This window comes from Aquihabitans sp. G128 (assembly GCF_019048865.1).
Classification (GTDB): Bacteria; Actinomycetota; Acidimicrobiia; order Acidimicrobiales; family Iamiaceae; genus Aquihabitans.
Genome location: NZ_CP077604.1, coordinates 1,940,824 through 1,960,009 on the forward strand (window position 1 = coordinate 1,940,824; position 19,186 = coordinate 1,960,009).

The 19,186-nt window shown below is 74.3% G+C and carries 15 protein-coding genes; 5 read left to right on the top strand and 10 right to left on the bottom strand.

The genetic code is table 11. The features are described 5' to 3' along the window. Position 1 precedes the first annotated feature (1 nt). From KSP35_RS09255 to KSP35_RS09265, 3 genes are all read right to left on the bottom strand, one after another. Positions 2 to 169, bottom strand: coding sequence for a hypothetical protein (locus KSP35_RS09255; protein ID WP_217001155.1), 168 nt, complete (start codon positions 167 to 169; stop codon positions 2 to 4). Between the two features lie 17 nt (positions 170 to 186). Beyond that, complete coding sequence (locus tag KSP35_RS09260) at positions 187 to 489, bottom strand: LPXTG cell wall anchor domain-containing protein (protein WP_217001157.1); 303 nt, start codon at positions 487 to 489, stop codon at positions 187 to 189. Positions 490 to 593: 104 nt separating this feature from the next. Then, positions 594 to 2,453, bottom strand: a complete 1,860-nt coding sequence (locus KSP35_RS09265) for a DUF4012 domain-containing protein (protein WP_217001159.1) — start codon at positions 2,451 to 2,453, stop codon at positions 594 to 596. A 748-nt stretch (positions 2,454 to 3,201) separates the two neighbouring features. On the opposite strand from KSP35_RS09265, the gene KSP35_RS09270 reads away from it, so the two are divergent. From KSP35_RS09270 to KSP35_RS09285, 4 genes are all read left to right on the top strand, one after another. After that, positions 3,202 to 3,927, top strand: coding sequence for a sugar transferase (locus KSP35_RS09270; RefSeq protein ID WP_217001161.1), 726 nt, complete (start codon positions 3,202 to 3,204; stop codon positions 3,925 to 3,927). A 17-nt stretch (positions 3,928 to 3,944) separates the two neighbouring features. Further along, positions 3,945 to 5,099, top strand: a complete 1,155-nt coding sequence (locus KSP35_RS09275) for a glycosyltransferase (RefSeq protein ID WP_217001163.1) — start codon at positions 3,945 to 3,947, stop codon at positions 5,097 to 5,099. 381 nt (positions 5,100 to 5,480) lie between these two features. Further along, positions 5,481 to 7,454 (top strand): glycosyltransferase, encoded by a 1,974-nt coding sequence (locus KSP35_RS09280; RefSeq protein WP_217001165.1) that lies wholly within the window; start codon positions 5,481 to 5,483, stop codon positions 7,452 to 7,454. 109 nt (positions 7,455 to 7,563) lie between these two features. Then, entirely contained in the window at positions 7,564 to 8,490 is a 927-nt protein-coding gene (locus tag KSP35_RS09285) for a hypothetical protein (RefSeq protein WP_217001167.1), read from the top strand. Between the two features lie 16 nt (positions 8,491 to 8,506). On the opposite strand, the gene KSP35_RS09290 is transcribed toward KSP35_RS09285, so the two are convergent. Next, complete coding sequence (locus KSP35_RS09290) at positions 8,507 to 8,875, bottom strand: nuclear transport factor 2 family protein (RefSeq protein ID WP_217001169.1); 369 nt, start codon at positions 8,873 to 8,875, stop codon at positions 8,507 to 8,509. 71 nt (positions 8,876 to 8,946) lie between these two features. Between KSP35_RS09290 and KSP35_RS09295 the strand changes: the two genes are divergently transcribed. Then, positions 8,947 to 9,825 (top strand): LysR family transcriptional regulator, encoded by an 879-nt coding sequence (locus KSP35_RS09295; protein ID WP_217001171.1) that lies wholly within the window; start codon positions 8,947 to 8,949, stop codon positions 9,823 to 9,825. 631 nt (positions 9,826 to 10,456) lie between these two features. Here the strand turns inward: KSP35_RS09295 and KSP35_RS09300 are convergent. The 6 genes from KSP35_RS09300 to KSP35_RS09325 all read right to left on the bottom strand — a co-directional run bounded on the left by KSP35_RS09300 (position 10,457) and on the right by KSP35_RS09325 (position 18,901). Continuing rightward, positions 10,457 to 11,341, bottom strand: a complete 885-nt coding sequence (locus KSP35_RS09300) for a bifunctional 2-polyprenyl-6-hydroxyphenol methylase/3-demethylubiquinol 3-O-methyltransferase UbiG (protein ID WP_217001173.1) — start codon at positions 11,339 to 11,341, stop codon at positions 10,457 to 10,459. Then, positions 11,338 to 12,600 carry a hypothetical protein gene (locus KSP35_RS09305; RefSeq protein WP_217001175.1) on the bottom strand — a complete coding sequence of 421 codons (1,263 nt, stop codon included), beginning with the start codon at positions 12,598 to 12,600 and terminating at the stop codon, positions 11,338 to 11,340. The genes KSP35_RS09300 and KSP35_RS09305 overlap by 4 nt, the downstream gene beginning before the upstream one ends. A gap of 83 nt (positions 12,601 to 12,683) precedes the next feature. After that, entirely contained in the window at positions 12,684 to 13,688 is a 1,005-nt protein-coding gene (locus KSP35_RS09310) for a cyclopropane-fatty-acyl-phospholipid synthase family protein (protein WP_217001177.1), read from the bottom strand. Then, positions 13,685 to 15,310, bottom strand: a complete 1,626-nt coding sequence (locus KSP35_RS09315; protein WP_217001179.1) for a lipopolysaccharide biosynthesis protein — start codon at positions 15,308 to 15,310, stop codon at positions 13,685 to 13,687. Before KSP35_RS09315 ends, KSP35_RS09310 begins: the two co-directional genes overlap by 4 nt. Position 15,311: 1 nt before the next feature. Next, on the bottom strand, positions 15,312 to 16,928 hold the full coding sequence (locus tag KSP35_RS09320) for a polysaccharide biosynthesis tyrosine autokinase (RefSeq protein ID WP_217001181.1): 1,617 nt from the start codon (positions 16,926 to 16,928) through the stop codon (positions 15,312 to 15,314). Positions 16,929 to 17,086: 158 nt separating this feature from the next. Next, entirely contained in the window at positions 17,087 to 18,901 is a 1,815-nt protein-coding gene (locus tag KSP35_RS09325; RefSeq protein ID WP_217001183.1) for a M3 family oligoendopeptidase, read from the bottom strand. Positions 18,902 to 19,186: the final 285 nt, after the last annotated feature.

The following is a 19,186-nucleotide window of genomic DNA, read 5'->3' on the forward strand; positions in this document are numbered from 1 at the left end:
GTCAGCCGCCCGGCTCGGTGGTCGTGGTGGCGGGCGGGTCGGTGGCCACCTGGTGGGCCTCCACGCCGCGGTCGCGCAGCGGCACGTCCTCGTCGACGAAGGGCGAGCCGGCGATGGCGAAGCCCACGAGCAGGGCGAACGGGATGGCGACGAGCCACACCAGCGCCACGGGGCGTCGGAAGCGCCTCACGGCTGCGCCGCCCGCTGCGTCCGGCTGGTGAACACCCAGAACGCGCCGGCGCCCACCAGGGCCACGCCGAGCAGCGCGAGCGGCACCAGGTTCGAGCCGGTCCGGGGCAGCGGCGCGCCGTTGGCGCCGTTCGCGCCGTTGCCGGCGTTGGCGCCGGCGCCTTCGACCGCCCCGCCGTCGCCGAAGCCCTGGTTCTGGTCGGTCCCCTGCACCGCGCCGTTGTCGGTGGTGGGCGGGTACTGCTGGGCCGAGGCCACCGTGGCCACGCCCAGCGAGGCGAAGGCCGCGAGGGCCAGCATCGCCAAGATCCTTCTCATGCGGGTCTCCCTGTTGCTCGCTCCCCCGAGGGTTCGACGGCTCAGGGCGGCGGACCTGCCTGCACGGCTGACGCCGCAGCAGGCGCTCAGCCGGAACCGGACCGGCGCTCCACGTCGACCACCACCTCCCAGGGCCCGACCGAGGCCGGGCGCCGCTGGGTGACCGATCGGTCGGTCCGTGACGTGGTCGGCGCCAGCCCGGCGTCGGCATCGAGCGAGCGGACGGCCTCGACCCGGCCGCCGCCGTCGGTGTCCAGGGCCCACGTCACGCGGTCGGGCCGGACCATGACCTGCGGCAGGTACCGGAAGCGGTAGGTCCCCGACGTGAGGTCGGTCGTGCCGGCGAGCTGCAGGGTGATCGTCCGCGTGGCGCCCGGCGCGAGGTCGAGGAACGCGCTCGCCACCTGGTAGCCCGCCTCGCGGTCGCGCCGGAGGGGGAGGCCCACCCCGTCGACCTCCGCCGACACGAGCTCCTGCGACGAGAAGAAGGAGACGTACGAGCGGTTGGTCCCGGCGGGCTGGCCCACCAGGTTGCCGATGACGTACGACGGGAAGCCGCCGGTGGGCGCATCGTTGTGCAGGGCCACCTCCACCGTCGTCCTCGTCCGCCCGGTCCGCGCGTCGAGGCGGACGTGGGCGCGGACGGTGCGCTGGAGGAAGGCCTCGATCTTGTTGCCGCTGGCGTTCTGCGTCGTCACGCCGAAGCGGTCGCCGCCGGCGACCGGCGGCAACCCGTCATCGGCCCCGATGCGCTCGACGAAGGCCTGGGCCTCGGGGTCGCGGAACCACAGCGCCAGGTTCCCGCGCGCGATGGCCGGCCCGAGGGCGGCAGCCACCTCTGCGGGTCGGCCGGCCCGACCGGTCGTGAGCTGGTCGAACGCGGCCTGGGCGACGTCGCCCAGCAGGTCCGAGCGGGCGTCCTGGTCGCCGAAGGCCGAGTACTGCCCGGCCAACAGGAACGGCGCGGCGTTCTCGGCGTCCAGCGCCATCGGGAGGCCGTCGACGTGGACCGGGCCGGTCAGCTGGAGCAGGCCGGCGATGGCGTACGGATCGAGGCGGATCACCCCGTCGACCGGGACCCCGCCCGACTGGGGGAACAGCTCGGCCATGGCCTGCGCCACCGAGGGGAAGTCCGGCGAGAGCGTCAGGTTGGCCCACGTGTGCGCCGGGTCGAACGGCCCGTAGCGGGCCACGTAGTCGGCCGGCCCGCTGAGGTGCTTGGTGGCCGGGTCGCCCGCTCGGTCGAGCTCGTCGTCGCGTCCGACCCGCACCAGGTCCAGGCGGCCCTCGTCGGCCACCAGCACGCCGTAGTTGCCCATGAAGCCACCCGAGGCACGGGCCTCCGACGGGGTCACGAAGGCCACCAGGTAGGTGCGCTTGCCCTCGCCGCCCAGCAGCATCGGCGCCACCGCCGCCGCCTGGCTGGCCGTGCGCGCGCTGGCCGCCGCGTGCGCTGCGGTCGCCCGGAAGTGCGTGAGCTGGTGGGCCACCGGGGTCGTCAGCCACGGCGACCCGACCTCGGCGGCCTCCCGCCGGAGCCGCCCGACCTCGCGGTCGAGGCCGGCGAGGACGGGCGCGTAGGACGCAACGACGTCGGGATCGACCCGTCCGTCCACCAGCCGCAGGCGGTCGACGTCGACGTCGACCGTGCCCTGCAGGGCCAACGCCGAGCCTCGGCCGCCGAGGCGGGCCAGGGCATCGAGCGTCCGCACGTGCTGGGCGACCACGGGCAGCTGGCGAGCCGGCGCCGACCACCACGCGCTGGTGGACGACCGCGCCCGGGAGAAGGCGATCGTCGACGATCGGAACGCCCGGCCCGCGGCGGCCACGTCACCCCGCTGGGCGGCTTCCACGCCGATGGTGGCCTGGTGCTCGGCGACCTCGAGCTGCGACCGGGCCCGCAAGGTGGCCGCCCCGGCCGTGGCGACCCCGATCAGGAGGAGCACGCCCAGGGCGAGGCCGACGGAGCGAGCCGGTCGACGTAGCACGGGCGGCAGCCGGCGCGCCGACCGCCGCTGCGGGCAGCGTGGCCAGGGCGGCCAGCGCGCTCGCCGCTCCGAACGGGCCCAGGCCCGGCAGGCGGAGGGCGGCCTGGACCAGCACGAGGGCGGCCAACCCGGCGCCGGTGGGCTCGACGCCGCCCCTGCCGTGCAGCACGAGGACCCCGACCACCACCGCCGCACCGGCGACCTGCACCGCCGGGCTGCCGCCTGCGGCTGCCAGCACGGCGCCGCCGAGCAGGAGGGGCGGCCACGTGGCTTGGGCCCCGAGGAGGACCACGGTGGCGGCGAACGCGGCGGTCAGGAGGACGTCTGCGCTCCGGGTGCCGACCGGCTGGCAGCGGGCGACGGCGCCCCCGATCCCCCCCTGCCGCGACCAGGGCCCAGACCGCCGGGGGCACGCGCCGGAGGATCCGGCGGGTGCGACGGCGGGTGCGGGCCGCCAGGTGGTCCGGGCGGCGGAGGTGCGGCGACGTGGGAGTTCCGATGGTTTGCAGGATTCTCCTCGCCGGTGGAGAACTCCTGGTGCAACACACGGGCGATCACCACCTCACGCCGACCGGCGTGCATCGCACCCACTCCCGCTGTGCACAACGGTTCCGGCGCTTCGGCGCCCATCGCACACGAGGGGGGGAACGTGCCTGGTCACGCCCACCATGGCTGGAGGCCGCGGGGCTCCTACTCCGCTGGCCCTGTGAAGCGAACGTTCGACCTGGTCGGTGCCGCGCTGCTGAGCGTGCTCACCCTCCCGATCGTGGTGGTCCTCGCCCTCGTGTCCGCCATGGCGTTCCGCGCCTGGCCGTTCTTCGTGCAGGAGCGCATCGGGCGGGGCGGATCCAGCTTCCGGTTCATCAAGATCCGGTCGCTGCCCACGAGCACCCCCCGGTACGCCGACAAGTTCGCCCTCGACGGCCACACCGGCAGCCGGTGGGGGACGCTGTTGCGCCACACCCACCTCGACGAGCTCCCCCAGCTCTGGCTGGTGGTCGCCGGGCGCATGAGCCTGGTGGGCCCGCGACCGGAGATGGCTGCGGTCGCCGCCGCCTTCGACCCGGCCTTCGTCGCCGCCCGCACGTCGGTGCGCCCCGGCTGCACCGGCCCGTGGCAGGTCAGCACGTCCTACGACAAGCTCATCGGCCAGGACACCCGCTTCGACCTGCTCTACCTCGACGAGGCCAGCCTCCGCCTCGACCTGCGGGTCCTCTGGTGGACCGTCGCCCAGCTCCTCGGCCACCAGGCCATCAGCTACGAGCGGCTCTGCCTCACGGTCGGTGACCCGGTGATGGTCCTCGTCGGCGGACGCCTGGTGGACCTGCGGGCCTCCAGCGGCGCCTCGAGCGGCATCGGCACCCGGGTCGGCCCGCACCTCTCGCTCATCGATGCCCGCCACGGCCACGCCGCCGGGACGGCTCTCGACTGAAGGCACCGCACCACCCCATGCACCACTCCGTCGCCGCTCCCCACGCTCCCGCCGCTCCGCCGGCCGCCCCCCGACCCGGCGCGCCCCGAGCCGTGCTCGACGCACGCTGGTGGGACGTCGGCGGCACGGGGTCGTTCACCCGCAGCCTGTTCCGCGGGCTGGCGGAGGTCGAGCCCGGCGACGGCTGGACCGTGTGGGGCCCGTCGCACGTGCCGGTCGCGGACTGGCGGGGCGCCCGCCTCGCCCCCACCGGCATCGGCCCCGCCCGCTGGTTCGGCCAGCGCGAGGCGTTCCGGGTGCCCGACGCCGCCGTGGTCGTCCACCCCCACCAGACCCGCCCGGCCCACGCCCGACCGGCCGCGAGCTGCGTGCTGGACCTCATCCAGCTCCAGCACCCCAACCGAGCCGTCCGCCAGGCAATGCGGGCCCGCCTCGCCCTCACCGTCCGCCGGGCCGAGGTGCTCCTGACGATCGCCCCCTCGGTGCGGGACCAGCTGGTCGCCGAGCTCGGCGCCGACGCCGAGCAGGTCCACGTCCTGCACCTCCCCGTCGACCGCACCGCGGCCGCTGCGGTCGAAGCCCGACGAGCGGCGATGCGGCTCGAAGGGCGGCGCGCCCCGGCACGGGCGCTGGTGGCCATCGGCCACTTCGCGCCGCACAAGAACCACCGCCGCCTCATCGAGGCCTTCGCCGCCAGCCGCTTCGCCGCCGCCGACGGCCGGCTCCACCTGGTGGGCGGCGATCCCGCCGAGCTGGGCATCGCCCCGGCCGACCTCCACCCCGGCGTGCGGCTGCTCGGTCGCCTCGACGCAGACCAGCTCGTCGACGAGCTCGCCGGTGCCCTGGCCGTGGTGCAGCCCTCCCTCGCCGAGGGCTACGGCCTGCCGGTGGCCGAGGCGCTCGCCGCCGGGGTGCCCGTGCTCAGCAGCCCGATCCCCGCCGTGTCCGAGCTGGGCCCGGCGGGCGTGCCGACGTTCGACCCGCGCTCGGTCCGCGCCATCACGTCGGCCATCGACGAGACGGTGGCGCTGGTCGACGCCGAGCGCTACTGGCTCCAGGTCGACCGCCCCGCCTGGCTCGCCGGCCAGCCGTCGGACGCCGACCTGGCCCACCAGGTCCTCACGGCCATCGCCCCGGTGCGGGCCGAGGCTGAAGGCCGGTGCGGGCGGTGAGCGTCGCCGTCGTCCACGACCACCTCGTGCAGCGCGGCGGTGCCGAGCGGCTCCTCCTCTCGATGCTGCGGGCGTTCCCGGGAGCGCCGCTCCACACCAGCGTGTACGACGCCGCTGCCACCCACCCCGCACTCTCCGAGCACCCGGTGGCCACCCGGCCCATCGATCGGGTGGCGTTCTGCCGCCACCACCACCGCCTGGTCGCCCCGCTGCTGGCGCCGACCTTCTCCCGCCTCCGCCTCGACGAGGACCTGGTGTTCTGCAGCTCCGCCGGCTGGTCCCACGGGACCACCGCCACCCGGGGCCGCAAGCTCGTCTACTTCCACGCCCCCGCCCGCTGGCTCTACGCGCGACCAGTTCCTCGGCTCCGCCGGTCCCCTGGTGCGCCTCGCCGCCGGGGCCACCCGGCGGCCGCTGCTCGCGTGGGACCGGCGCGCCGTGGCCGGCATCGACGGCTTCATCGCCAACTCGACCGAGACGGCGTCCCGCCTGCGCGAGGCCTACGGCGTCGAGGCCCCCGTCGTGCCCCCTCCGGTGCTCGTCGACCCCCACGGCGTCCAGGAACCGGTGCCCGGCGTCGACCCCGGGTTCGCCCTGGTGGTCGCCCGGCTCATCGCCTACAAGCACGTCGACGTCGTGGTCGAGGCGTTCGCCCGTCGCCCGCACGACCGGCTCGTGGTGGTCGGCGACGGCCCCGAGGCCGACCGCATCCGCGCCCTCGCCGGTCCCGGGACGACCATCCTCGGGATGGTCGACGAGCCGCAGCTGCGCTGGCTCTACGCCCACGCTCGCGTCCTGGTCAGCGCCGCCTACGAGGACTTCGGCATGACCCCCGCCGAGGCCGGCGCCTTCGGCTGCCCCGTGGCCGTGCTGCGCCACGGCGGCCACCTCGACACCGTGGTCGAGGGCGCGTCCGGCACGTTCTTCGACACCCTCGAGCCCGGGGCCGTGAGCGAGGCCGTCGACCGCGTCGACGCTGCCGCCTGGTCCACCGAGGCGCTCCAGGCCCACGCCGCCACGTTCAACGAGGCGGCGTTCACCGATCGGCTGCGCTCGCTCGCCGCCGACCTCGTCGGGACCGACGCCCTCGGGCCCGGCCCCGACCCGTTGCACCAACCCGGGGCGGTGGCCATCGGCCCCCTCCCCCGCCGCGCCCCCCGAGGGAGCTCCCCCATGGCCGTGATCGATCGCACCAGCCTCGGCGGAGGCGGTGGTGCGCCGCCACCCGGCACCGTCCGCAAGGTCCGGCTGCCCGAGCTCGACGTCATCCGCGTCCTCGCCTCGATCGAGGTGGTGCTCTGGCACCTCACCTTCAGCGGGTGGGCCATGGCCGACGCCGCCCACACGGTGAAGTTCTCGGCCACCAGCCAGATCATCCGCTACGGGTACTTCGTCCCCCAGCTCTTCTTCATGGTCAGCGGCCTGGTGATCATGGGCGCCATCCAGAACGCCACGCCGTGGGGCTTCTTCCGCGGCCGGGTGATCCGCGTGGTGCCGCTGTTCTGGCTCCTGTGCACGATCACCTGGGTGGTCAGCCGCAACCACCACCACTTCGAGCCGCTGACCTGGCAGGCGTACCTGCTCAACATGTCGTTCCTGACCAGCATCGCCGGCGGGCCCTTCATCGACGCCGTCTACTGGACGCTCACCGTGGAGCTGTTCTTCTACGGCACGATCTGGCTGGCCATGTGCAGCGGCCAGCTCCACCGGCTGCGGACGCTGCTGCTGGGGTGGTTGGTCGTGGGTGGCATCGTCGAGCTGCTCACGCTGCACGCCGACGGCGCCCTCGGGCACTTCGGGTTCCTCATGCGGTGGAACTGCTGCTTCGCCATCGGGATCCTCTGCTGGATGCTCCAGCAGGACCGCCGCGACCGGTTCGCCTGGGCCATGCTCCCGCTCTGCAGCCTGCTGGCCTTCCGGGCCGTCTGGCTGGTGGCCCAGGAGTTCGGCGCCTACCTGCAGCCCGGCCAGCACCTCCACCCCTGGGTGGGCGCGGTGGCCATCCAGCTCTGCGTGGTGCTCATGGTCGCCCTCGCCCTGAAGGGGCCCACGGGCTGGGTGTCGGACCGAGCAGCCAAGCACTGGGCCTTCGCCGGGGCCCTCACCTATCCCGTGTACCTCTTCCACGAGAACGTCGGCCTGGTGGCCATGGACCGCTTCCACTGGGTCAACAAGTGGCTGCTGGTGAGCGTGGTCTTCGCCTGCGTGGTGGCCTTCGCCTGGCTGGCGACGGAGTTCTGGGAGAAGCCGGTGATCGCCTGGCTCAAGCGCCGCATCCCGGCCCAGCGCCCGGCGCGGCGAACCAGCACACCCCCACCGGACGTGCCTCCGGCCGCCCTCCCCCCGGCCGCCTGACCTCCTGGCCCGCCCCGACCTGGTGCGGCTGCCCGTCGGGTCGGCCCGCTGGCCCGCTGGCTTCCGGCCGCCGGTCCCGATCACGGCGATGGCCTGGCAAGCTGGCCCCGTGGGGATCGGGCGGAGGCAGCGGCTGCTGCGGGGCATCGGCGTCTCGGTCGGCGCCCTCGCCGTCCTCGTCGGCGGCACGGCGGTGGCCCTCGGCGGCCGGCTCCCCGGGGCGAGCCCCCACCGACGCGCTCCGGCGTCGACCACGACCACCACGGTCGCCTACGCCGGTCCCCAGCGCTACGAGTTCTGGGGCACGGTCCTCGACGCTCCCGGCTCCCCGGCGATCCTGTGCGACTCGGTGCTCGAGTCGCTGCCGCCCCGGTGCGGCAAGGGCCGGACCGTCCGGGGCTGGGACTGGCACGCGGTGGGCGGTGGCTACGCGATCGACCACGACGTCCGCAGGGGCGACTTCCACGTCGTCGGCACGCTCGTGGACGGCGAGATCCGCCTGACCCAGCCCGCCGACCACGAGCCGGCGCCGAAGCCGGTCCGAGCTCCCGAGGAGCAGACCGATCCGCCGTGCCGCCCGCCTCGTGGCGGGTGGAAGGTGGTCGACGAGGACCGCTACGACCAGGCGTCCGAGACGGCGATGCTGCGCGCCGCCCGAGCCGAACCGGACTTCGCCGGCGTCTTCCGGAGCGGCCGGCCTCGGGCGGTCTTCACCGTGGCCTTCACGGGAGACCTGGCGCGCCACCGCCGCGAGCTGGCCGCCTTGTGGGGCGGCCCGATCTGCGTCGTGCGCCACCCCACCACCCGCGCCGCCCTCCAGGCCGCCCAGGACCGGCTCACCGCCGACGTCGTCGACCGACGGGTGGCGGGCGCCACGCTCACCTCCGTCGGGGTCGACGAGGTCGACGGCGTGCTGCGGGTGGGCGTGGAGCTCGATCCGGAGGGCGGCGTCCGTGCCATCCAGGCCCGGCTGGCCGAGCGCTACGGCGTGCCGGTGCGGGTCGGGACCGAGCAGCTGCGGCCCTACCCCGGCTGACGAGCGTCTCTGTCGGTCAGCCCTCCGACGGTGGGGTGAACTCGGGCTGGTCGAGCAGGCGGAGCCAGGTGCCGTCGGGCTGGCGGCGCACCACCTGGGCCCGGGCACCGGCGCCGTCCTTCGGCGGGGTGGACGTCAGGGCGATGTCGCCGCTGACCAGGGTGGGCAGCGGCGGCTCCTGCTCGAAGTGGGGCCGGTGCGACAGCACCTGCTCCCAGAGCTCCTGGATGGCCGCTCGGCCGACGGTGGTGCCGCCCGGCGGGTACGCCATCACCGCGTCCTCCTCGTAGAGGGCGGCGACGCCGGCCGCGTCCCCGGCGTTGGACCGCTCCACGAACAAGCGGGTGAGGTCTTCGGGCTTCTGGGCCTTCTCGTTCTCGGTCATGGCTCCATGGTGCGGGTGTTCCCCTTCAGAAGTCCAACGAATGGATCAGATCGCACCTAGCATCGCTGGTCATGGAACTCCGACAGCTCGAGTACCTCGTGGCGGTGGCCGAGGAGGGTGGCTTCACCCGCGCCGCCGAACGGGTCCACATCAGCCAGTCCGGCGTCAGCGCCCAGATCCGCCAGCTCGAGCGCGAGCTCGGCGCCGACCTCTTCGACCGCACCAGCCGGAGCGTGGCGCTCACCGGAGCGGGCCGGGCCGCGCTCGAGCATGCCCGCACGGTGCTCGCCTCGGCCCAGGCGGTGCGCCAGGCGGTGGACGACGTCGGCCAGGTCGTGCGGGGCCGACTGGTGGTGGGCATGGTGACGGGCTGCACCATCACGCCGCTCTTCGACGCCCTCGCCGCCTTCCACGACGACCACCCCGGCGTCGAGCTGGCCCTCGTGGAGGACACGTCGGACCGCCTCGTCGACCAGGTGCGCAGCGGCGCGCTCGACCTCGCCCTCGTGGGGGTGGCCGGTGCCGCGCCGAGCGGGCTCGACGGCCTCACCACCATCAGCGAGCCGGTGGTGGCGGCGGTCCCCCGGGACCACGCCCTCGCCCGCCGCAAGCGCACGACCCTTGCCGCCGTCGCCGCCCACCCGGTGGTCGCCCTGCCGCCGGGCACCGGCATCCGAGCCGCGTTCGACCAGGCGTGCACCGCCGCCGGCGTGTCCCCCACCGTCGCCCTCGAGGCCAGCGCCCCCGACGCGGTGGCCGACCTGGCCGCCCGCGGCCTCGGCGTCGCCGTGCTCAGCGCGTCGATGGTGCCGGCGGACCACCCCGACCTCGTCGCCGTCCCCATCACCGATGCCCGCGTCCCCGCCCTCCTCGCCCTCACCTGGAAGCCGACCCCCGGCCCGGCCCTCGCCGCCCTCCTCCGCCACACCCACCGCACCTTCGGCCGCTGACCCTGGTCGGTCGCCCCATCGATGCAACGGGGGTCGATCGCGCCCACCCGGCAACGACGACTGGCCCCACCCGCCGCCACCCACCTGAGTGCTACGCCGGTCGCCCGACGCCTGGGACCAGGACCGCTCGGCCGGTCACCGCGTCGAAGGGCGCGCCGGAGGCTAGAGGGGTCGATTCGTCGTGTTCGTCCGCTTCGATGGCCGCCGGCCGCTGATTCCCGTCGCCCAGGGTCGCATCGCGACCCCACACGACAGGAATGCCCGGCCCCAACCGATTCCTGTCGCTGGAGGGCGAATGGCGACCCCCAAGGACAGGAATCCCCGCCCGAAGGTCGGCATGACCGAGATGACCGACCCGATTCGAGCAGGTGGGGTCAGTCGCGCATGACCATCGACAACTGCTGGAACCAACCACCCGAAGCGCCCCCACAACCGGACGAACCACCCACGCGAACCCGACGCCCCCGAGGCCGAAGCCCCGGCCACCAACGCAGCGCCGGCTCCGCCGTCGTCGCGCCCTTGGAAAGCGGCGACCTACGACCCGGCCCTGATCCCATCGAGCAACCGAGCAGCGACCGCCTCAGGCCGAGCGCCCAGGCCCAGGCCCCGGCCCGACCGACGCCCGCTCGGGTCAGGCGGGGCGGAGCTGGGCGAAGAGGGTGGGGTTGGCCATGAGGCGGTGGCCGGAGGCCTTCCAGAGGGTGCGGGTGGCCCGGTAGAGGCCGAGCTTGGCCTGGACGGCGGCGGTGGAGCGGCTGCCGTCGACGGCGAGGACGGGCTTGAGGACCTCGAAGGTGGGCTCGCGGAAGCCGCAGTCGAGGGCGAGGCGGGTGAGCGACCGCCGGGAGAACTGGTTGACGTGGTCCTTGGCGTACAGGTGGTTGCGGTCCTCCCGACCCTTGCGGGCCAGCGTGGCGGCGGTGCGGGCGCGAGCGATCTGGAACGGCCAGCTCGGCGTCTGCACGAACACGTAGCCGTCGGGGCGCAGCAGGGTGCGGAGGTGCTCGAGCAGGGGCTGGGGGGTCGGTAGGTGCTCGATCACGTCCCAGAGCGTGACCACGTCGACCGTGCCGGGCTCGATCCCGGCCTCCTCCACCCGGCCGAGGTGCACGTCGTCGACCAGGCCCAGCTCGTCGTGGGCCCAGCGCACCGCGCCCGGGGCCAGCTCGTAGCCGTCGACCTGCCAGGTCGGCCGGCGCTGGCGCATCGTCTGCACGAAGTACCCGAGGCCGCAGCCGATGTCGACCAGGCGGCCGCCGTCGGCGGGCAGGTAGGTGTCGGTGAACTCCTCGAAGACGGCGCGGTGGGCCACGTCCCAGAAGTCGACGTCGGCGGCGGTCACGCCCTGGTCCCAGTAGCCGTCGTAGTCGTCGGGCTGGGACCAGCCGGAGTACACGTGGCGGCAGGACGCGCAGCGCCGCAGCGGCACGCCCTGGTCGACGAACACGACCTTGCCCTCGGTGCCGCCGCAGAGGTGGCAGGTGGTGTTGGTCGCCCGTTCGGCGATGGCGGTCACGGCTGGTCCTCCGAGGTGCGAGACGACGTGGTGGCGAGCACGGGCGACGGGGTCGACGGCGACGAGCGGCCGAGCGCGCCGGCCACCTCCATCCCGGCGAAGAAGAACAGGCCCATGGGATAGATCACGAGGAAGGGCACGAAGAACGAGCCCCCCAGGAAGGCGAGCACCACCGGCAGGGCCCACGGTCCGGCGTTGGCCAGCGCCGGGCGCCAGGCCGAGGCCAGCCAGATGCCGAGGCACAGCATGGGCACCACCCCGCCGATGAGCAGCAGGCGGACCACCGAGGTCTCGGAGCTGACCCGGCCGTCGCCGGCGACGAGGGTGTCGACCAACCGTCCGGGCGTCGCCGTCGGGTCGGGCACGTCGGTGATGGCGAAGGTGTTGCCGTCGAGCCGGTAGATGATCGAGAGGCGGAGCTTGGCCGACTCGGACTTGCCGGCTGCGGCCCGGTTCACCGGCGAGAGGTCGATGGGCACCAGGGCGAGCAGGGTGACGGCGGCCACCGAGAGCAGCACCGGCCAGGGGATGCGGCGGTCGCGCGGCGCCCGCTCCGGGGCCCGGCCCCAGACGTAGACCACCAGCAGGCCCATGCCGAGGGCGGCGTAGCCCGAGTAGCTCACCGAGACGAGGACGTTGAAGACGCCGCAGATCACCACGATCCGTCGCGGCCGGCGGTTGAGGTTGCGGGCCAGGGCCGCGATCGAGATGACCACCAGCGCCGAGAACATGGCCGACTGGTTGGGGTCGTCCCAGTAGCCGCCGAAGCGGATGACGATGCCGGGGTAGCCGTGGGCGGGCAGCCGCCCGGTGGTGGCGTAGAGGAAGATCTGGATCAGGTTGGCGCCGGTGCAGATCACCACGAACACCTGCGAGATCCTCCCCACCACCCGCACCAGCGAGTGCGCCGCCGAGGGGCAGCTGTGCACCACCACCGAGACGATCCCGGCGCAGAGCAGCGAGAAGATGAAGGGCACCGCCAGGCTCGGGGCGTAGCCGCCGTTGATGATCGACATGACGGCCACGGCGGCGGCGGTGAGGAACAGCCACAGGCCGCTGCGGCTGAGCACGAGGCGCCGGCCCGAGGCGGCGAGCAGCCCGATCATGGCGGCGAGCAGGCCCAGGTGGATGGCGTACTTGCCGGCGGAGAGGAGCGGTGGGGTGTCCTTGTAGACGTTGCCGTAGCCCGAGACGTTGTACTGGAACGGGTACCGGTAGCCGTAGTACGCCAGCGCCACCACGAAGCTGGCCAGCATCATCGTGCTGATCGGCCCACCGGCCGAGGCGGGAGCCTCGCGGCGTGGGGTAGCCGCCGGCCGGGGGCCGAGGTCGACGGCCGCCATCAGCGGGACCCGGCCCGGACCACCAGCGCCACCGAGGTGGTCACGTGGTTGCGGTAGAGCAGGCGGATGTGGGGCTCGGCCACGTACGGCGGCACGTCCACGTAGGCGTCCATGGCCCCGGTGCCCGCTTCCAGGTGCAGGGTGGCCACCTCGTGGCCCTCGGCCTCGAGGCGGGCCGCCAGCGCCCGGATGTCCCGGCGGCGGTAGAGCACGGTCGGGCCCGACTCGATGGTGTCCTCGTCGGAGTCGAGGTTGAGCTCGGTGGTGTGCACGGCGATGCCGCCGGGGCGCAGGGTCCGCAGGGAGGCGGTGACGAAGTCCAGGCCGGCGTCGATCGTGCCGAGGTGCTCGAACGCGCAGGCCGACCAGCAGAAGTCGAAGCCGGTCAGGTCGTCGGGGACCTCGCGCATGTCGACGGGGCGCCACGTGACCCGTTCGGCGAAGGCCTCGGGGTCGCAGAGCTCGGGGCGGGCCAGGTCGTCGAGGACGCCCGACGCGTGCTGGTCGGCGTTGGTCCACAGCCGGGCCTCGGCCGCGTCGGGGGCCAGGTCGGTGGCGACCACCTCGACACCCCGGCCGGCGATGAACGCCACCATCGACTCGCGACCCACGCCGAAGCCGAGGCCCCGCCGGCCGGGCCCGAGCACGTCGAGGGCGTCGAGCGTGCGCACCAGGTACGCCCACTCCCAGAGCTTGCGGTGGGCCTCGGGCTCCTCGCCCAGCGCCTCGCACCAGGTCCGGAACCACTTCGACTCCACCTGGTCCTGGGTGCACGTCCGCGACAGCACGCCCGGGCCGAAGCGCTCGTCGAGCGGCTCGGGGTCCAGCTCGCGGTGCGCCCGCTCGAGGTCGGCCAGCCGCAGCGCAAGGGCAGCCTGGTTGCGCTTCACCTGGGTGAGGCCCCGGACGGTCGCCGAGGAGCGGCGGACGTCGTCGCGCACGCCTTCGGGCAGGCGGTCGAAGGAGCGGCGGAGGGCCTCGACGGCGAACGAGCGGGCGGTCACGGGTGGAGCCTCCGGTTGACGGCACCGAGCAGCTCGGCCCGGTCGGTGGGGACGAGGGCGACGGCCCACGCGAGGACGAGGGTGGCGACCACCGCGGCGGCCACGACCGGCGCGCCGATGCCCGACGGCAGGGCCCGGTCGAGCGCCCAGGCCACCAGGGCCGGCACCGCGACCACCATCGGCCCGGCCAGCGAGCGGCGCACGACCACCGCCCCGCGGACGGACAGCGAGCGGGTGCGGGGCAGGTTCACCCGGAGGTGGACGACGACGGCGACGGCCGAGCCGATGAGGGTGCCGGCGGCGACGCCGAGCGGCCCGAACGCGATGCCGAGGGCGGCGCTCGACCCCACGTTGACGACCCCCTCGACCAGCGGCGTCCACCGGGCCGAGCGGTGCTCGCCGGTGCCGAACAGCACGACCGGGAACGGGAACGTCAGGAGGCGCACGGCGGTGGCGGCCACCAGGAGCTGCAGCATGGGGACGCTGCGGTGGGCGATCTCGCTGCCCAGCCACAGGTGCAGCAGCGGCGAGCACACCAGGGCCAGCACCGCCGCAGCGGCGACGACCACGGTCGCTCCCCATCGGACGAGGCGCAGGAACAGGTCGTCGAGCTCGGCGACCTGCCCCGCGGCGGCGAGGGCGGCCGAGGCCGGCACCAGCGGGGCGAGGGCCGAGCCGTACACCGCGGTCAGGATGCCGACGATGCCCGCTGCGGCGGCGTAGGGGGCCACGGCGGCGAAGTCGAGGCGGGCGACGATGGTGGTGTCGAGGCCGATCACCAGCACCGAGGCCAGGGTCCACACGCCGTAGGCGGCGCAGAACGTGAACATCGAGCGAGCCAGCGCCGGGCGGACGAGCGATCGGCCGACGGGGATGCGCAGGCGGGCGAAGGCCACGCCCACCAGCAGGTGCCCGGCCACCGTGGCGATCGCCCAGGCGGCAGCCAGCACCGCGATCCCGTGGCCCTGGATGGCCAGGGCGGCGACGGCGAGGGCCCCGACCAGGCGCGAGCCCATGGTGATGGCGGCCGGCACCACGATGCGGTGGAGGCTGAGGAAGTAGCCGCTGACCGCGGTGGCGAGCAGGCTGAGGAGGGCGGAGGCGCCGATGAGGCCCAGCGCCCAGCGGGCGTCGCCCACCAGCTCGGTCGGCAGCCGGCTCCAGATCACCGGCACCAGGGCCACGAGCCCGCCGAGCACCAGGGCGCCCACGGCGACCAACGCCACCTGCAGGGCCAGCATGGTGGAGACCACCCGTCCCCGAGCCTCGGCGTCGTCCTCGTCGATGCCAGCCACGAAGTGGCCGATGGCGCTCAGGGCCCCGAGGTCGAGCAGGGCGAGGTAGGTGCCGATCTCCACGGCGAGCGCCCAGACGGCGTAGGGCTCGGCCCCGAGCCGACGGACGAGCAGGGGCGGGAGGAAGAGGGCGAGGAAGGCGCCCGAGGCCGTGCGCAGCAGGCTGCCGAGCGAGCTCTTGACGAGCGACGGGCGAGCCGGCTCGGCCCCTGGGAGCTCGACGACTCCAGCCTCGGCGACGACCGGCTCGACCACGCCCGGCCCGACCGGGGACGGCACGGCGGCCGGTTCGGCGACGGCCACCGGGCCGACGGTGACCTCGCTCACGTCAGACGCTCGCCGGGCGGAAGAACCGGGCGGCCCGGCTGCGCTCGTCGGCGCCGTAGTACTGGCCGTAGGCCGCCGAGTCGTGGCTGACCTTGTTGATGACGGTGCCGCAGACGTTGGCGCCGACCTGGTCGAGCAGCTCGACGGCCCGCCCGAGCTGGCGCCGGGTGGTGCCGCCGATCGACGCCACCAGCAGCACGGCGTCGACCTGGCCGGCGAGCACCAGCGGATCCGCCACGGGCAGCACGGGCGGCGAGTCGAACACCACCAGGTCGGCCTTCTCGGCCAGCCGGCGGATCAGGGCCTTGGCCCGCTCCGACTGGAGCAGCTCGGCGGGGAACGCCGTGGTCGGGCCCGAGGTCAGGACGTAGAGCCCGGGCACGGCCGGCACGCCGGCGAGGCGACGGCCGCGGGCCGCCTCCTCGAGGAGGCTGGTGCTGAGGCCGGTGCCGTTCGGCATGTCGAGGAGGCCGTGGACCCGCGGCTGGCGCAGGTCGGCGTCGACGAGGATCGTGGTCGCTCCCGCACGGGCCGACATGATCGCCAGGTTGAGCGCCGTGGTGCTCTTGCCCTCGCCGGGCAGGGCGCTGGTGACCTGGATGGTCTTCAGCCGGCGCTCCGAGGCGAGGAACTGCAGCGACGTCCGCAGCGAGCGGAACGCCTCGGCCATGGCGCCGCCCTGATCCAGGGCGCCGAGGTCGGCGACGCCGCCGGTGCTCCACCGCTCGTCGAGCGGGACCATGGCCAGGACGGGACGCCCGAGCACCACCCGCTCCACGTCTTCCTTGGACTCCACCCGGTCGTCGAGCAGGTCGAGGAGGAAGGCCAGGCCGATGCCGAGCACCGTGCCGGCGACCAGGCCGAGGATGAGCGCCCGCAGCGGTTGGGGGCTGGTGGGCTCCGACGGCTTGTCGGCGGGGTCGACCAGGTTGGCGTCGCCGGTGCTGAGCGAGGCGCTCAGGGCCAGCGAGTCGGACTGCTGCTCGAGCTGGGCGTAGCGGGCCAGCGCCGAGTCCTGCTGGACCTTGAGGGTGGCGGCCCGGGCGCCGGTCGCCGTCTTGAGCTTGGCCTGGAGGTCGTCGATCTGGTTGGTGAGCGACGTCATCTCGGTCTGCAGCGACTGGATGCCGCCGGTCAGGTCGTCCTTGCGGGTGTCGCGGCGGTAGCTCGCGTACTCCTTGGCGGTGGCGTTGGCCACGGCCTGGGCCAGGGCCGGATCGGTCGAGGTGACCGCCACCGAGACCAGGTCGGTGCCCTCGACCGGCGTCACCGTGACCGGCGGGGTGCCGTCGCCGAAGATCTTCTCGACCCGCTGGCGCACCCGCTCGCTCGACATCACCCGGACCTCGGTGTCGATGATGCGCTTGCGGTCGACCACGATCGGCGCGGCGCCGGTGTTGAGCTCCTCGGAGCTGTCCCGGGGCTGGATGAGCACGCGGGCCTCGGCGGTGTACCGCTTGGCCTGCAGCAGGCTCGAGCCCACCGCCATGAGCGTGACCAGGGCAACGAAGATCGCCACGGCCCGGCGGCGTCGGTTCAGGACGCCGAAGTACTCACGCAGCGCCGGTTCCTGCGTGGCGGGACGGGCGAGGGAGATCTCGGGTGCGGTCGTCATCATCGTCCGCCACGGACGCGCAGGTCGGCAGGAGAGCTCTGACGGCACAGCTGGAGCAACGGACGATCCTCATCGTGGGGTGGTGCGACCCCTGTGGCCGCGGCAGGAGTATTCGCCTGCGGAACCCCTGCTCCCTGCTGCAACCGGGATTCGGTGGCCCGTCAGCCCTCGGCAGCCTCGACGAACTCGTCGATCCGGGCCCGCAGCACGTCGAGGCTGGCGGTCCAGAACGCCACGTCACGCACGTCGATCCCGAACCGCGCGGCGAGCGACGGGGCGTCGCCGAGGCCGGTGGCCGACAGGAGGTCGTCGTAGCCCGAGCGGAACCGCTCCGGGTCGCGCTGGAACTCGGCGTACAGGCCGATGCCGAACAGCAGGCCGAACGTGTAGGGCCAGTTGTAGTAGGCGGTGAAGTAGTGGCCCTTGACCGCCCACATGTCCCGGTGGCGGGCATCGGGGTCGACCCCCGGACCGTAGGCCGTGGCCTGGGCCTCGAGCATCAGGGTGCGGAGCCGGTCGATCGACAGCACGCCCTGCTCCCGCTCCGACGAGAGGGCCCGCTCGAAGAGGAAGCGCGAGTGGATGTCGACCACCACCTGGCAGGCACCGGCGAGGTCCCCGTCGAGCAGCGCCAGGCGGGCGCCGGCGTCGTCGCCCACCGCGGCCAGGCCGGCCTGCACCATGATCGTCTCGCAGAAGATGCTGGCGGTCTCGGCCAGGGCCATGGGCGTGTCGCGCTGCATCGGCGTGCGGTCGCCCAGGTTGACGTTGTGGTAGGCGTGACCCAGCTCGTGGGCCAGCGTCTGCACCGAGTCGAAGCTCCCGTCGAAGTTGAGCAGCACCCGGCTCACGCCGTCGGTGACGCTCATGCAGAAGGCGCCGCCGACCTTGCCCGACCGAGGCTCGGCGTCGATCCAGGCGTCGGCCACCGCGGTGTCCACCAGGCCGGCCAGGCGGGGCGAGTAGGTGGCGAACGCGTCGCGCACCGCGGCGGTGGCCTCGGGCCAGGCGAAGCGGCGCGGCGTGCCCACCGGGGCGATGAGGTCCCACCAGGGCAGGCCGCCCTCGTGGCCCAGCAGCCGGGCCTTCGCCTGCAGGTACCGGTGCCAGTCGGGCAGCGACGCTTCGACCGCCTCCTGCATGGCCGCCAGGGTGTAGCGGTCGACGCCGTTGCGCTCCAGCGCCGGGTCGAGCGAATCGGTCCACCCCCGCCGGCGGTTCAGGGTGTTGGCCTCGCCCTTGAACGCGTTGATGGCGGTGGCCAGGGGGACCGCCACGGTGTCCCACGCCTCCAGCTCGGCGTCGTAGGCCGCCTTGCGCCGGGCCGGGTCCGGGTCGGTGGCCAGGCCCCGCACCATGCTCATCGGCAGCACCTCGCCGTCGACCGTGGCGGTGAGGCGCGAGGTGAGGTCGGCGTGGAGCTTGGCCCACGCCCGGCCGCCGGTGAGGGCCAGCTCGGCGGCCAGCCCCTCCTCGGCCTCGCTCATCTGGTGGCGGGCCGCGGTGGCGCCGCGCTCCAGCGCGTAGGCGTGGTCGGCCGCGGTGGTGCTGCGGCGCACCACCTCGGCCAGGTCCCACCGGGCCAGCCAGGCGTCGAAGCGGGTGTCGAGCGTGGCGAACGACGCGGTGCCGGCCTGGTACCGGCTCAGCGCGCCGGCGGCGTCGTCGTCCCGGGCGTCGGTGCTGGTGTGGGCGTACAGGTACGAGCCCACCTTGCGCATGTCCCGGAACAGCCGGTTGAACGCCGGCACCACCTCGTCGACCACCGCGACCTCCGCCTCGGTGACCGGCCCCGCCTCGCCGCCCCGGATGCCCAGCTCGTCGAATCGGGCCCGGAGCCGACCGATCTCGGCGAAGACCTGCTCGGTGTGCGCCGCCAGCTCGCGGGACCCCAGCGACGGGAAGAACCCGCTCACGTCCCAGCGCGGCAGCCCGCCGGTGGGTTCGGTGGCCGTGGTCTCGTCGGTGACGGTCATGCCCGCCAGTCTGCCGACCCCGCAACCGGCCCCCGACCGCCCGCCTGCCCCGGGCCGCCCGCTGCCGCCCGCCGATTCCCGTCGCCACGGGTCGCCTAGCGACCCCGAGCGACAGGAATGCCGCCCGCCGATTCCCGTCGCCACGGGTCGCCTAGCGACCTTCGGCGACGGGAATGCCGTCCGGCTGCGGATTCCCGTCGCCACGGGTCGCATCGCGACCCCGGGCGACAGGAATCGCCGCGCCCCCGGGGGGTCAGGCGTCGAATCGCCCGAAAGTAGAACACG

Coding starts and splice junctions, on each gene's coding strand:
- KSP35_RS09260 (WP_217001157.1), bottom strand. CDS start 489: ATGCTGGCCCTCGCGGCCTTCGCCTCGCTGGGCGTGGCCACGGTGGCC.
- KSP35_RS09275 (WP_217001163.1), top strand. CDS start 3,945: ATGCACCACTCCGTCGCCGCTCCCCACGCTCCCGCCGCTCCGCCGGCC.
- KSP35_RS09290 (WP_217001169.1), bottom strand. CDS start 8,875: ATGACCGAGAACGAGAAGGCCCAGAAGCCCGAAGACCTCACCCGCTTG.
- KSP35_RS09295 (WP_217001171.1), top strand. CDS start 8,947: ATGGAACTCCGACAGCTCGAGTACCTCGTGGCGGTGGCCGAGGAGGGT.
- KSP35_RS09305 (WP_217001175.1), bottom strand. CDS start 12,600: ATGATGCTGGCCAGCTTCGTGGTGGCGCTGGCGTACTACGGCTACCGG.
- KSP35_RS09320 (WP_217001181.1), bottom strand. CDS start 16,928: ATGATGACGACCGCACCCGAGATCTCCCTCGCCCGTCCCGCCACGCAG.
- KSP35_RS09325 (WP_217001183.1), bottom strand. CDS start 18,901: ATGACCGTCACCGACGAGACCACGGCCACCGAACCCACCGGCGGGCTG.